The organism is Alicycliphilus sp. T452, from assembly GCF_054512775.1.
The window spans coordinates 88,597-100,787 of record NZ_JBTNEH010000001.1 but is presented as its reverse complement, the minus strand read 5'-3'; the positions used below and the strand labels follow the sequence as shown (position 1 = coordinate 100,787).

Genomic DNA, 12,191 nt, shown 5'->3' with positions numbered 1-12,191 from the left:
ACCCTCGCGCGCATCATGTCCGTTCCGTCCGCCGCCATCGGCACGCAGGAGGCGCCCGCCGCACCCGTGCCCCCGGGCCCCGCCGCCGTGGTGCTGGCCCTGCCGCCGGGCGTCCAGCCCGCCGCCGCCAGCCTGTACCTGCCCGCGCCCTGGAGGCAGCCGGGCGCGGTGGGGCCGCTCCCGCAGGCGGCGGGCATGGCCCCGGCGCTCGATGGCTTCACGATGACGCCGGCGGCCATTGCCCGGACGCTGGTGCAGCGCCACGCCGAACCGGAACCCGCCCATGCCCGCTGAACGCATTCCCGCCATCGCGCTGGCCGGCCCCACGGCCTCGGGCAAGACGGCCGCCGCCTTCGCCATTGCCGATGCGCTGGCGCCGCAGCTGCCGGTGGAGATCGTCAGCGTGGACTCGGCCCTGGTGTACCGCGGCATGGACATCGGCACGGCCAAGCCCACGCGCGAGGAACTGGCCCGCGTGCCGCACCACCTCATCGACATCCGCGACCCGCTGCAGCCCTACAGCGCCGCCGAGTTCGTGCAAGACGCCACGCGGCTCATCGCCGAGATCCGCGCGCGCGGCGCGCTGCCGCTGCTGGTGGGTGGCACCATGCTGTACTTCAAGGCGCTGATGGACGGCATGGACGACATGCCGCCGGCCGACGCCGCCGTGCGCGCGCGCCTGGAGCAGCAGGCCGCCGCCATCGGCTGGGCCGGCATGCACGCCGAGCTGGCGCGCGTGGACCCGGCCACCGCCGCGCGCCTGGCGCCCGGCGACAGCCAGCGCATCCAGCGCGCGCTGGAGGTGTGGCACGTCTCGGGCCGGCCGCTGTCGAGCTTTCACACTACCAAAACAGGAGCTTCCAGCGCCCGCCCAATAAGCGCTGAAGCCCTTTTTTCCTTGGAACCGCAGGACCGCGCCTGGCTGCACGAGCGCATCGCCCGGCGCTTCCACGCCATGCTGGCCGCGGGCTTCCTCGACGAGGTGATGCGCCTGCGCGCGCGCGGCGACCTGCATGCCGACCTGCCCAGCATGCGCTGCGTGGGCTACCGCCAGGCGTGGGAGTCGCTCGACGGCCTGCACCCGCTGGCCAGCCTGCCCGAGCGCGGCATCGCCGCCACGCGCCAGCTCGCCAAGCGGCAGATCACCTGGCTGCGCGGCATGCCGCAGCGCCACGCCATCGCCTGCGACGCGCCCGGCGCCACCGCCCGGCTGCTGCAGGCCGTGCGCCGCCACCTGGGCGCATGAGCCCCCGCCCGGCCGTTCCGAAGGGGGCTCGCACCGCGGTGCGAAGCACGGAGGTTATCCAATGACCCCCATGGACGAGTTGCTGCGCGTGCAGGCCCTGGCCAAGCGCTACGGCGCGGCCACCGTATTCGAAAACGTGGAGTTCACGCTGCGCGCGGGGGAGTTCCTCGCCATCGTGGGCGAGTCGGGCGTGGGCAAGTCCACACTGCTCAACTGCCTGGCGGGGCTGGACGGCTGGGACGCGGGCCGCATCGTGCACGCCGGCGGCACCGATCTCGCCGCGCTCGACGACGCGCAGCGCGCCCTGTGGCGCCGCGCCCACGTGGGCTTCGTGTTCCAGGCCTTCCACGTGCTGCCGCACCTGGACGTGGCGCAGAACGTGGGCCTGCCGCTGCTGCTGCTGAACCGCCCCGACGGAGCGCGCGTGCAGCAGATGCTGGCCGCCGTGGGCCTGGAGGGCCTGGGCGGGCGGCTGCCGCAGCAGCTCAGCGGCGGCCAGCTGCAGCGCGTGGCCATCGCGCGGGCCCTGGTGCACCGCCCCGCCCTGCTGCTGGCGGACGAGCCCACGGGCAACCTGGACCCCGGCACGGCGGCGCGGATCATGGACCTGCTCATCGCCCAGACCCGCGGGCATGGCGCCGCGCTCGTGCTCGTCACCCACTCGCAGGCCGCGGCGGACCGGGCGGACAGGGTGCTGCGCCTGACGGCGCAGGGCATCCGCCCGGCGGCATGATCCCCTGGCTTATTCGATCGCCAGGCGCTGCGTCTTGTTGCCCTGCTTCTTGGGCAGCGTGAGCGTGAGCACGCCGTTGTCGTACCTGGCCTTGGCCTGGGCGGCGTCCACGTCCACGGGCAGCTGGAAGCTGCGCGCCACGGAGCCGAAGTAGCGCTCGCTGCGCAGCACCTTCTCGCCGTCCTTCTTCTCGTCGTGCTGGCGCACCTCTGCGCGCAGGCTCACCACGTTGCCGTCGATGGAGACGTTGATGTCCTCCTTGGGAACGCCCGGCACCTCGGCCTGCACCGTATAGGCGGCATCGTCCTCCTTCACGTCGATCTTGATCTGCGAGGGTGCGGGCAGCCCCTCGCCGTGCAGCGGACGCACATAGAAACCGGGCGCGAAGTCCTTGAAGAAATCGTCGAACAGACTGCCACGGCTGACCAGCGAATTCATGATGTAGCTCCTTCCTTGACACGATGAAAACGAAGACCCCCTGCGGGCCATCGGGCAGGCGGATCCTGCCTGCTGCAACCTATATAGGCCCCAGGGTCCGAGGGTTCAAGGGCTCCGGGCCCAGGGAGTTTGATGTGGCGCAAATCCGGCGCGGCCGCCACGGCGCCGCACAATCGGCCCATGCTGCCCGCCCTTGTGCGCACCTTTTCCTGGCACGAGCTGCGCCGCCACCCCTGGCGCAGCGCAGCCGCCGTGGCCGCGGTCATGCTGGGCGTGGCGCTGGGCTTCGCGGTGCACGTGATCAACGCCTCGGCGCTGGAGGAATTCAGCCAGGCCGTGCGCGCGGTGGAGGGCCAGCCCGACCTGGAGCTGCGCGCCACGCGCGGCGCGCTGCCCGAATCGCTCTACGGCCTGGTGGCGGCAGCGCCGCAGGTGCAGATCGCCAGCCCCTGGCTGGAGCTGCCCGTGCGCGCGCGCAGCGGTGCGGCGCGCGCCGGCGTGCCGCTGCGCGTGCTGGGCGCCGACGCGCTGCTGCTGCCCGCCATGGCCCCGGCCCTGGCGCCGCGCGTGTCCGAGGGCGGCGACCGGCTGGCCATGCTGGCGCCGGCCACGGTGTTCCTCAACCCGGCGGCGCAGCAGGCGCTGGGCCTGGGCGCCATCGACGCGCGCACGCCGCCGATCACGCTGCAGGCGGGCCTGGCCACGCACAGCGTGCGCGTGGCCGGCACGGTGACCGCGGGCGGCCCGCCGCTGGCGCTGATGGACATAGGCGCGGCGCAGGACCTGTTCGGCCGTGCGGGCGAGCTCACGCGCATCGACCTGCGGCTGCGCCCGGGCGGCACGCGCGCCGCGCTCGAACGCGCGCTGGCCGCCCTGCCCGGCTGGAGCGCGGGCGTGCAGTTCGCCGCGCCGCAGGACGCCGTGCAGCGCGTGGACAGCCTCTCGCGCGCCTACCGCGTCAACCTCACGGTGCTGGCCCTGGTGGCGCTGTTCACCGGCGCCTTCCTGGTGTTCTCGGTGCTCGCGCTCAGCGTGGCCCAGCGCGCGCCGCAGCTGGCGCTGCTGGCCGTGCTGGGCGCCACGCCGCGCGAGCGACTGGCACTGGTGCTGCTGGAGTCCGCGGCCCTGGGCCTGGCGGGCAGCGTGGCCGGCATCGCCCTGGGCGCGGCCCTGGCGGCGCTGGCGCTCCGGCTGCTCGGCGGCGACCTGGGCGGTGGCTACTTCGCGGGCGTGCAGCCGGCGCTGCAGTGGAGCACGGCGGCCGCCCTGGTCTACGGCCTGCTGGGCGTAGCCGCGGCCCTGGCGGGCGGCTGGTGGCCGGCGCGCCAGGCGCAGCGCCTGCCGCCGGCGCAGACGCTCAAGGGCCTGGGCAGCCAGGGCGGGCGCGCCGGCCATCCCTGGGCCGGTATCTTCTTGATAGCTGCCAGCGCTTTGCTGGCAAGCGTTCCGCCCATTTTCGGCATACCGCTTGCGGCCTATGTGGCGGTGGGCCTGCTGCTGGTCGGCGGCATGGCGCTGCTGCCCTGGCTGGTGCAGGCCCTGCTTGCGCGGCTGGCGCCGCTGGCCGCGGAAAGCGCCCTGGCCCTGCTGGCGCTGGAGCGCGCGCGCCGCATGCCCGCCGGCGCCGCCGTGGCCGTGGGCGGCGTGGTCGCGGCCCTGAGCCTGGCCGTGGCCCTGACGGTGATGGTGACCAGCTTCCGCGGATCGGTCGGCCAGTGGCTCGACAGCGTGCTGCCCGCGCCGCTGTACCTGCGCGCCGCCGGCGTGGCGGGCGGCGACGAGGCCGCCGTCTTCCCGCCCGGCTTCGCCGACGCCCTGGCCCGGCTGCCCGGCGTGGCGCGCGTGCAGGCGTTGCGCAGCAGCAGCGTGCAGCTGCAGGCCAGCCGCCCGGCCGTGGCGCTGCTGGCGCGGCCCCTGGGGGGCGATCCGGCCCGGGCCCTGCCGCTGGTGGGCCCCGCCCTGCCCGTGCCACCGGGGCGCGTGGGCGTGTACGTGAGCGAGGCGGCGGCCGACCTGTATGGCGCCAGGCCGGGCGCGGACTGGCCCGCTCTTTCAGAGGCTTTCAGGCCCTCAGTGCTTGATGGGCAAGCGCTGGAAGCTACGTTTTTCATAGCAGGCGTGTGGCGCGACTACGTGCGCCAGCATGGCGCCATCGCGCTCGACAGCGAAGACTTCGCGCGCCTGACGGGCGACCGGCGCGCCAGCGACCTGGCGCTGTGGCCCGCGCCGGACACGGACGCCGATGCGCTGCGCGCCCAGGTGCTGGCCCGGGCGCGCGTGGACCTGGGCGAGGCGGCCGCCGCGGCGCTGGAGATCACCTCGGCCGAGGCGATACGCGCGCGCTCGCTCGCCATCTTCGACCGCAGCTTCGCCGTCACCTACTGGCTGCAGGCCGTGGCCATCGCGATCGGGCTGTTCGGGGTCGCGGCCAGCTTCAGCGCCCAGGTGCTGGCGCGGCGCAAGGAGTTCGGCCTGCTGGTCCACCTGGGCCTCACGCGCCGGCAGATCCTGGCCGTGGTGGCCGGCGAGGGCGCGGCCTGGACGGCCGTGGGCGCGCTGGCCGGCCTGCTGCTGGGCCTGGCCGTGGCCGCGGTGCTGGTGCACGTGGTGAACCCGCAGAGCTTCCACTGGACCATGGACATGGCCCTGCCCTGGCCGCGCCTGGCGGCCCTGGCGGGTGCCGTGGTGGCGGTGGGCACGCTCACGGCCTGGCTCGCGGGCCGCCAGGCCGCGGGGCGGGACGCGGTGATGGCCGTGAAGGAAGACTGGTAGGGCCGCACAATAGGCGCCATGCCCGCCATCACCACTCCCGCCCACGGCAGCTGGCTGCACGGGGCCATCGCCCGCATCGAGGCCGACTACCAGCGCAGCGCCGACACGCACCTGATCCCCCTGCCGCTGCCCGCGTTCTCGGCGGCCGGCATCGACCTGTACCTCAAGGACGAATCCACCCACCCCACGGGCAGCCTCAAGCACCGCCTCGCGCGCTCGCTGTTCCTGTACGCGCTGTGCAACGGCTGGGTGGGCGAGGGCTCGACCATCGTCGAGGCGTCGAGCGGCTCCACCGCCGTGAGCGAGGCCTACTTCGCGCGCCTGCTGGGCCTGCCCTTCGTGGCCGTGATGCCGCGCAGCACCTCGGCCGAGAAGATCGCGCTGATCGAGTTCTACGGCGGGCGCTGCCATTTCGTGGAGAGCGCGGGCGAGGTGTACGAGGCCGCGCACGCCGTGGCCGCGCAGACGGGCGGCCACTACATGGACCAGTTCACCTACGCCGAGCGCGCCACCGACTGGCGCGGCAACAACAACATCGCCGAGAGCATGTTCAGCCAGATGCAGCGCGAGCGCCACCCCGTCCCGCGCTGGATCGTGGTGGGCGCGGGCACGGGCGGCACCAGCGCGACGATAGGCCGCTACGTGCGCTACCAGCGGCACGCCACGCAGGTGTGCGTGGCGGACCCGGCCGGCTCGGTGTTCGGCGCCTACCACCGCACGGGGGACGCCCTGCTGACCGCCCCCGGCTCGCGCATCGAGGGCATAGGCCGGCCGCGCGTGGAGCCGAGCTTCATCCGCACCCTGGTCGACCGCATGGAGGAGGTGCAGGACGTGGACTCCATCGCCGCCATGCGCGCGCTGTCCGCGCTCCTGGGCCGGCGCGTGGGGCCGTCCACCGGCACCAACTTCGTCGCCATGCTGACGCTGGCGCAGCAGATGCGCGCGCGCGGCGAGCAGGGCTCCATCCTCTCGCTGCTGTGCGACGCGGGCGAGCGCTACCTGCCCACCTACCATGACGCGGCCTGGGTGCGGTGCTGCATGGGCGACTGCGCGGCGGCCGAGCAGCGGCTGCAGGCGCTGCTGGCTTGATAGCCCGCCGCGCGCTGCTGGCGCTGGGCGCATTCGGCGCCCTGGGCGGGCGCGCCCGCGCGCTGCCCGCGCGCACCCTGGCCTTTCCGCGCGACCACGGCAGCCACCCCGACCTGCGCACCGAATGGTGGTACGTCACCGGCCAGGCGCGCGCCGACGGGCGGCTGTGGGGCTTCCAGATCACGTTCTTCCGCTCGCGCGTCGATGCCGCGCAGGGCCTGCGTTCGGCCTTCGCGGCGCGCCAGCTCATCTTCGCCCATGCCGCGCTGACCGACGTGCAGGGCAGGCGGCAGCTGCACGACCAGCGCATCGCGCGCGGGCTTCGGCATCGCCCAGGCACTGGAGGGCGACACCGGCATCCGCCTGCGCGACTGGTCGCTGGTGCGCCGGCCCGCTCCCCTGCCCGGCGCGAGCCGCTACGAGATCCGCGCCCAGGCCGACGGCTTCGCGCTGGAGCTGGACTGCGCCAGCACCCAGCCCGTGCTGCTGCAGGGCGACGCCGGCCTGTCGCGCAAGGGGCCCGGGCCGGAGCAGGCCAGCTACTACTACAGCCAGCCGCAGCTGGCGGTGACGGGCGCCATCACGCTCGGCGGCCGCCGCATGGCCGTGGCCGACGCGGGCGCGCCCGACAACCGCGCCTGGATGGACCACGAGTGGAGCGAGGCGCTGATGGCGCCCGACGCCGTGGGCTGGGACTGGATCGGCATGAACCTGCGCGACGGCGCCGCGCTCACCGCCTTCCAGCTGCGGCGCGCCGACGGCAGCGCGCTGTGGGCCGGCGGCTCCTGGCGGCGCGCGGGCGAATCCCGCGCAGATGTCTTCGGCCCGCAGGCGGTGCGGTTCACGCCGCTGCGCCGCTGGCGCAGCCCCGGCAGCGGCGCGCTCTACCCCGTGGAGTGGCGCGTGGACACGCCCGCCGGGCGCTTCGGCGTGCAGGCGCTGCTCGACGCGCAGGAGCTCGACAGCCGCGGCTCCACGAGCGCGATCTACTGGGAAGGCTTGAGCCTGCTGCGCGACGAGGCCGGGCGCAAGCTGGGGCGCGGCTACCTGGAGATGACGGGCTATGCGCAGCGGCTCCAGCTGGGCTGAAAAAAAGAAAGGCCATGCAAAGCATGGCCAGGTCATGTGCCGGGTCCGGTCAATGGGAGCCGCCGCCCCCGGAGCCGCGCCGCTCCAGCCAGGCGATGATCTCGCCCATGATGCCGCGCCTGAAGGCCAGCACGCAGACCACGAAGATCAGGCCGGTGACGATGGTGACCGACTCGCCCAGGGTGTTGAACCAGTCCACCGTGGTCAGCCGGGCCAGCAGGTTGCCCAGCTCGCCGATCTTGTTCTCCAGCGCCACCACCACGGCGGCGCCGACCAGCGGGCCGCTCAGGGTGCCCATGCCGCCCACCAGCGTCATCAGCACCACGTGGCCCGAGGCGCTCCAGTGCACGTCCGACAGCGTGGCGAAGCCCAGCACCAGCGTCTTGAGCGCGCCGGCCAGCCCCGCGATGGCGGCCGAGATCACGAAAGCCAGCAGCTTGAAGCGGTTGGTGTCGTAGCCCAGCGAGGTGGCGCGCGGCTCGTTCTCCTTGATGCCCCTGAGCACCTGGCCGAACGGCGAATCGATGGTGCGCACGATGAGCAGGAAGGCCAGCACCACGATGGCCAGGCACACGTAGTACATGGTCATGTCGCTGGACAGGTCGATCAGGCCGAAGAGCTTGCCGCGCGGCACGCCCTGCAGCCCGTCCTCGCCGCCGGTGAAGGGCAGCTGCAGCGCCGCGAAGAACAGCATCTGCGCCAGGGCCAGCGTGATCATGGTGGCGTAGATGCCCTGGCGGCGGATGGTGAACCAGCCCATCACCAGGCCCAGGGCGGCGCCCGACAGCAGGCCGGCGAGCAGCCCCAACTCGGGCGTGGCGCCCCAGACCTTGACCGCATGGCCCGTCACGTAGGCCGCGCCGCCCAGGAAGGCCGCGTGGCCGAAGGACAGCAGGCCCGTGTAGCCCAGCAGCAGGTTGAAGGCCGAGGCGAACAGCGCGAAGCACAGGAGCTTCATCACGAACACGGGGTAGGCGCCCAGGAAGGGCGCGGCGATCAGGGCCAGCAGCAGCAGGCCGTAACCGACGGGGGCGAATTTCTTGACGTTCATGTGGTTCACCCCTGCGGCTTATTTCTCTTTGCCGAACAGGCCGGCGGGGCGGATGAGCAAAACGATGGCCATGATGACGAACACCACGGTGGAGGACGCCTCGGGGTAGAAAACCTTGGTGAAGCCCTCGATCACGCCCAGGCCCAGGCCGGTGAGGATGGAACCCATGATGGAGCCCATGCCGCCGATCACCACCACGGCGAACACCACGATGATCAGGTTCTGGCCCATGAGCGGCGTGACCTGGTACACGGGCGCCGCCAGCACGCCGGCAAAGGCCGCCAGCGCTGCGCCGAAGGCGTAGGTCAGCGTGATCATCACCGGCACGTTGACGCCGAAGGCCTCGACCAGGCGCGGGTTCTCGGTGCCTGCGCGCAGGTAGGCTCCGAGCTTGGTCTTCTCGATCACGTACCAGGTGGCGATGCACACCACGATGGAGGCCACCACCACCCAGGCGCGGTAGTTGGGCATGATCATGAAGCCCAGGCTGGTCGCGCCCTCGAGCAGTTCAGGCGTGTCGTACCCCAGGCCCGAGACGCCGTAGATGGAGCGGAAGACCCCCTCGACCACCATGGTCAGCCCGAGCGTGAGCAGCAGGCCGTACAGGTGGTCGAGCTTGTAGATCCAGCGCAGCAGCAGCCGCTCTATGACGATGCCGAACACACCGACCAGCAGCGGCGCGGCAATCAGCATCACCCAGTAGTTGATGCCGAAGTAGTTCATGGCCATCCAGGTGATCAGCGCCCCCAGCATGAACAGCGCGCCATGCGCGAAATTGATCACGTTGAGCAGGCCGAAGATCACGGCCAGCCCCAGACTGAGGATCGCGTAGAACGAGCCATTGACCAGCCCCAGCAGGAGCTGGCTCAGCATGGCCGGCATTGAGACACCAAAGATTTCCATTTGAACCAGATGCTACGGATGGTGGAGTGGGGTCAGTCGGCGCGCCATTACTTCCACAGGGCGCACTTGCTCTCGGCCTTGGTGGTGAACACCTGGTCGCCGGACAGCTTGGCCACGACCTTGTAGTAATCCCAGGGTTCCTTGGATTCGGCGGGCGACTTCACCTGCATCAGGTACATGTCGTGCACGAAGCGGCCATCGGGGCGGATGACGCCCTTGGCGTAGAAGTCGTCGATCGTGGTGGACTTGAGCTTGGCCATGACCTTGTCGGCATCGGTCGTGCCGGCGGCCTGCACGGCCTTGAGGTAGTTCATGGTGGCCGAGTAGTCGGCGGCATGGATGTCCGTGGGCATGCGCTTGGTCTTGGCGAAGAACTTCTTGCCGAACTCGCGCGTCTTGTCGTTGAGGTTCCAGTCCCAGCTCGTGGTCAGCAGCAGGCCCTCGGTGTTCTTCAGGCCCAGGCTGTGGATGTCGGTAATGAACACCAGCAGGCCGGCCATCTTCATGGTCTTGGTGATGCCGAACTCCTTGGCCGCCTTGATGGCGTTGATGGTGTCGCCACCCGCGTTGGCCAGGCCCAGGATCTGCGCCTTGGAGTTCTGCGCCTGCAGCAGGAAGGAGGAGAAGTCGGACGCGTTCAGCGGGTGCCTGACGCTGCCCAGCACGCGGCCGCCGTTTTCCTTCACCACCTTGGCGGTATCGGCCTCCAGCGCCGCGCCGAAGGCATAGTCGGCCGTCAGGAAGAACCAGTCCTTGCCGCCCTGCTTGACCACGGCGCTGCCCGTGCCCTTGGCCAGGGCCACGGTGTCGTAGGCGTAGTGCACGGTGTAGGGGCTGCACTGCTCGTTGGTCAGCGCCGAGGAGCCCGCGCCGTTGACCAGGAAGACGCGCTTTTTCTCGTCCGCGATCTTGGCCATGGCCAGCGCCGTGCCGGAGTTGGTGCCGCCGAACAGCATGGTCAGGCCCTGGGTGTCGATCCACTCGCGCGCCTTGCTGGCGGCGATGTCGGCCTTGTTCTGGTGGTCCGCGGACAGCAGCTCGATGGGCTTGCCGAGCACCTTGCCGCCGAAGTCGTCGATGGCCATCTGGATGGCCAGGGCGCCGTTCTTGCCTTCCACGTCGGCGTAGAGGCTGGACATGTCGGTGATGAAGCCGATCTTCACCTTGTCCTGCGCATGCGCGTGCATGGCCGACAGGCCCAGGCCTGCCGTCCCGAGCATCATCACCAGGGTCTTGAGTGTCTTTTGCATCGTTGCTTCCTTCAGGGTCAGAAATATGGATGGGGGAAACCGGCGGGCCTCAGACGCCCAGCAATTGGTTGAGCACCGGCATCTTGGCTTCGAGCTCGGCCGCACCGAACTGCTCCACGATGCGGCCGTGCTCCATGACGTAGAAGCGGTCGGCCAGCGGCGCGGCGAAGCGGAAGTTCTGCTCCACCATGACCACCGTGTAGCCCTTCTCGCGCAGCATGACGATCATGCGCGCCAGCGCCTGCACGATCACGGGGGCCAGGCCCTCGGAGATCTCGTCGAGCAGCAGCAGCTTGGCGCCCGTGCGCAGGATGCGCGCCACGGCCAGCATCTGCTGCTCTCCGCCCGACAGGCGCGTGCCCTGGCTGTTCTTGCGTTCGGCCAGGTTGGGGAACATGGCGTAGATCTCGTCGACCGGCATGCCCTGCGTGCCCGTCTTGAGCACGGGCGGCAGCAGCAGGTTCTCCTCGCACGACAGGCTGGAGAAGATACCGCGCTCCTCGGGGCAGTAGCCCACGCCCAGGTGCGCGATGCGGTGCGTGGGCATGGCGATGGTTTCCTGGCCGTTGATCCTGATCGAGCCCTTGCGCGCGCCGGTCAGGCCCATGATGGCGCGCAGCGTGGACGTACGCCCGGCGCCGTTGCGCCCCAGCAGGGTGACGACCTCGCCGGGCTGCACGAGCATGTCTACGCCGTGCAGCACGTGCGACTCGCCGTACCAGGCCTCGAGGTTGCGGATTTCCAGTGCGGGCGTCGCCATGTCAGTGCGCCCCCTGCAGTTGGCCGTCGGTCGTGCCCATGTACGCTTCCATGACTTGCGGGTTCTTCGAAACTTCTTCGTACGGCCCCTCGGCCAGCACGGCGCCGCGCTGCAGCACCGTGATGCAGTCGGCGATGGTCGAGATGACCTTCATGTTGTGCTCCACCATGAGGATGGTGCGCCCGGCCGAGACCTTCTTGATGAGCTGCGTGACGCGGTCCACGTCCTCGTGGCCCATGCCCTGCGTGGGCTCGTCCAGCAGCATGAGCTCGGGCTCCATGGCCAGCGTGGTGGCGATCTCCAGCGCGCGCTTGCGGCCGTAGGGCAGGTTGACCGTGACCTCGCCGGCCAGGTCCTCCAGGCCCACCTCGGCCAGCAGCTCCAGGGCGCGCCCGTTCAGCTGGTTCAGGCTGCGCTGGCTGCGCCAGAAGTGGTAGCTCGTGCCGAGCTTGCGCTGCAGGCCCAGGCGCACGTTCTCCATCAGCGTGAGGTGCGGGAACACGGCCGAGATCTGGAACGAGCGGATCACCCCGCGCCGCGCGATCTGCGCCGGCTGCTCGCGCGTGATGTCCTCGCCGTTGAAATGGATCGTGCCCGAGGTCGGCTCCAGGAACTTGGTCAGCAGGTTGAAGCAGGTGGTCTTGCCCGCGCCGTTGGGCCCGATCAGGGCATGGATGGAGCCACGGCGCACGGACAGGTTCACGTCGCAGACCGCCGTGAAGCCCTTGAACTCCTTGGTGAGGTGGGATGTTTTCAGTATGACGTCGCTCATTGCCACCGGACACGCACCGCGCACGCGCGGCAGGCCCCTTCTCCATGTTTATGTTGCGCTGCATCGTAAAAGGCGAACTCCATCGCCA

At 71.1% G+C, this 12,191-nt stretch carries 11 protein-coding genes and 1 pseudogene; 6 read left to right on the top strand and 6 right to left on the bottom strand.

What is annotated here, in order from left to right; genetic code table 11:
• The first annotated feature begins 15 nt into the window (after window positions 1-15).
• The 3 genes from ACX12L_RS00440 (at window position 16) to ACX12L_RS00430 (ending at window position 1,979) form a co-directional block, all read left to right on the top strand.
• A complete protein-coding gene (locus ACX12L_RS00440) occupies window positions 16-294 on the top strand; it encodes a hypothetical protein (RefSeq protein ID WP_459260752.1) in 279 nt (92 codons plus the stop codon).
• The gene (miaA, locus tag ACX12L_RS00435; protein WP_459260750.1) at window positions 284-1,246 is read left to right on the top strand and encodes a tRNA (adenosine(37)-N6)-dimethylallyltransferase MiaA; all 963 of its coding nucleotides are present in this window, start codon (window positions 284-286) and stop codon (window positions 1,244-1,246) included. Before ACX12L_RS00440 ends, miaA begins: the two co-directional genes overlap by 11 nt.
• A gap of 70 nt (window positions 1,247-1,316) precedes the next feature.
• Window positions 1,317-1,979 carry an ABC transporter ATP-binding protein gene (locus ACX12L_RS00430; RefSeq protein WP_459260987.1) on the top strand — a complete coding sequence of 221 codons (663 nt, stop codon included), beginning with the start codon at window positions 1,317-1,319 and terminating at the stop codon, window positions 1,977-1,979.
• Between the two features lie 9 nt (window positions 1,980-1,988).
• On the opposite strand, the gene ACX12L_RS00425 is transcribed toward ACX12L_RS00430, so the two are convergent.
• Window positions 1,989-2,417 carry an Hsp20/alpha crystallin family protein gene (locus ACX12L_RS00425; RefSeq protein ID WP_459260749.1) on the bottom strand — a complete coding sequence of 143 codons (429 nt, stop codon included), beginning with the start codon at window positions 2,415-2,417 and terminating at the stop codon, window positions 1,989-1,991.
• Between the two features lie 132 nt (window positions 2,418-2,549).
• Between ACX12L_RS00425 and ACX12L_RS00420 the strand changes: the two genes are divergently transcribed.
• The 3 genes and pseudogenes from ACX12L_RS00420 to ACX12L_RS00410 all read left to right on the top strand — a co-directional run bounded on the left by ACX12L_RS00420 (window position 2,550) and on the right by ACX12L_RS00410 (window position 7,367).
• The gene (locus tag ACX12L_RS00420; RefSeq protein ID WP_459260748.1) at window positions 2,550-5,189 is read left to right on the top strand and encodes an ABC transporter permease; all 2,640 of its coding nucleotides are present in this window, start codon (window positions 2,550-2,552) and stop codon (window positions 5,187-5,189) included.
• 18 nt (window positions 5,190-5,207) lie between these two features.
• The gene (locus ACX12L_RS00415; RefSeq protein ID WP_459260747.1) at window positions 5,208-6,278 is read left to right on the top strand and encodes a PLP-dependent cysteine synthase family protein; all 1,071 of its coding nucleotides are present in this window, start codon (window positions 5,208-5,210) and stop codon (window positions 6,276-6,278) included.
• Window positions 6,275-7,367: pseudogene (locus ACX12L_RS00410) on the top strand (lipocalin-like domain-containing protein). Before ACX12L_RS00415 ends, ACX12L_RS00410 begins: the two are co-directional and overlap by 4 nt.
• Before the next feature lie 49 nt (window positions 7,368-7,416).
• Here the strand turns inward: ACX12L_RS00410 and ACX12L_RS00405 are convergent.
• The 5 genes from ACX12L_RS00405 to ACX12L_RS00385 are packed head-to-tail and all read right to left on the bottom strand — an operon-like array spanning window position 7,417 to window position 12,103.
• Window positions 7,417-8,418, bottom strand: coding sequence for a branched-chain amino acid ABC transporter permease (locus tag ACX12L_RS00405; RefSeq protein WP_459260746.1), 1,002 nt, complete (start codon window positions 8,416-8,418; stop codon window positions 7,417-7,419).
• Window positions 8,419-8,436: 18 nt separating this feature from the next.
• A complete protein-coding gene (locus ACX12L_RS00400) occupies window positions 8,437-9,321 on the bottom strand; it encodes a branched-chain amino acid ABC transporter permease (protein WP_459260745.1) in 885 nt (294 codons plus the stop codon).
• Window positions 9,322-9,368: 47 nt separating this feature from the next.
• Complete coding sequence (locus tag ACX12L_RS00395) at window positions 9,369-10,571, bottom strand: ABC transporter substrate-binding protein (RefSeq protein ID WP_459260744.1); 1,203 nt, start codon at window positions 10,569-10,571, stop codon at window positions 9,369-9,371.
• 49 nt (window positions 10,572-10,620) lie between these two features.
• Entirely contained in the window at window positions 10,621-11,331 is a 711-nt protein-coding gene (locus ACX12L_RS00390; RefSeq protein ID WP_459260743.1) for an ABC transporter ATP-binding protein, read from the bottom strand.
• 1 nt (window position 11,332) lies between these two features.
• Window positions 11,333-12,103 carry an ABC transporter ATP-binding protein gene (locus ACX12L_RS00385; RefSeq protein ID WP_459260742.1) on the bottom strand — a complete coding sequence of 257 codons (771 nt, stop codon included), beginning with the start codon at window positions 12,101-12,103 and terminating at the stop codon, window positions 11,333-11,335.
• Window positions 12,104-12,191 lie beyond the last annotated feature (88 nt).

What these genes read in the sequence shown, in the direction of transcription:
- ACX12L_RS00440 (WP_459260752.1), top strand. Translation starts at nt 16, where the DNA reads ATGTCCGTTCCGTCCGCCGCCATCGGCACGCAGGAGGCGCCCGCCGCA.
- miaA (WP_459260750.1), top strand. Translation starts at nt 284, where the DNA reads ATGCCCGCTGAACGCATTCCCGCCATCGCGCTGGCCGGCCCCACGGCC.
- ACX12L_RS00430 (WP_459260987.1), top strand. Translation starts at nt 1,317, where the DNA reads ATGGACGAGTTGCTGCGCGTGCAGGCCCTGGCCAAGCGCTACGGCGCG.
- ACX12L_RS00425 (WP_459260749.1), bottom strand. Translation starts at nt 2,417, where the DNA reads ATGAATTCGCTGGTCAGCCGTGGCAGTCTGTTCGACGATTTCTTCAAG.
- ACX12L_RS00420 (WP_459260748.1), top strand. Translation starts at nt 2,550, where the DNA reads ATGTGGCGCAAATCCGGCGCGGCCGCCACGGCGCCGCACAATCGGCCC.
- ACX12L_RS00415 (WP_459260747.1), top strand. Translation starts at nt 5,208, where the DNA reads ATGCCCGCCATCACCACTCCCGCCCACGGCAGCTGGCTGCACGGGGCC.
- ACX12L_RS00405 (WP_459260746.1), bottom strand. Translation starts at nt 8,418, where the DNA reads ATGAACGTCAAGAAATTCGCCCCCGTCGGTTACGGCCTGCTGCTGCTG.
- ACX12L_RS00400 (WP_459260745.1), bottom strand. Translation starts at nt 9,321, where the DNA reads ATGGAAATCTTTGGTGTCTCAATGCCGGCCATGCTGAGCCAGCTCCTG.
- ACX12L_RS00395 (WP_459260744.1), bottom strand. Translation starts at nt 10,571, where the DNA reads ATGCAAAAGACACTCAAGACCCTGGTGATGATGCTCGGGACGGCAGGC.
- ACX12L_RS00390 (WP_459260743.1), bottom strand. Translation starts at nt 11,331, where the DNA reads ATGGCGACGCCCGCACTGGAAATCCGCAACCTCGAGGCCTGGTACGGC.
- ACX12L_RS00385 (WP_459260742.1), bottom strand. Translation starts at nt 12,103, where the DNA reads ATGAGCGACGTCATACTGAAAACATCCCACCTCACCAAGGAGTTCAAG.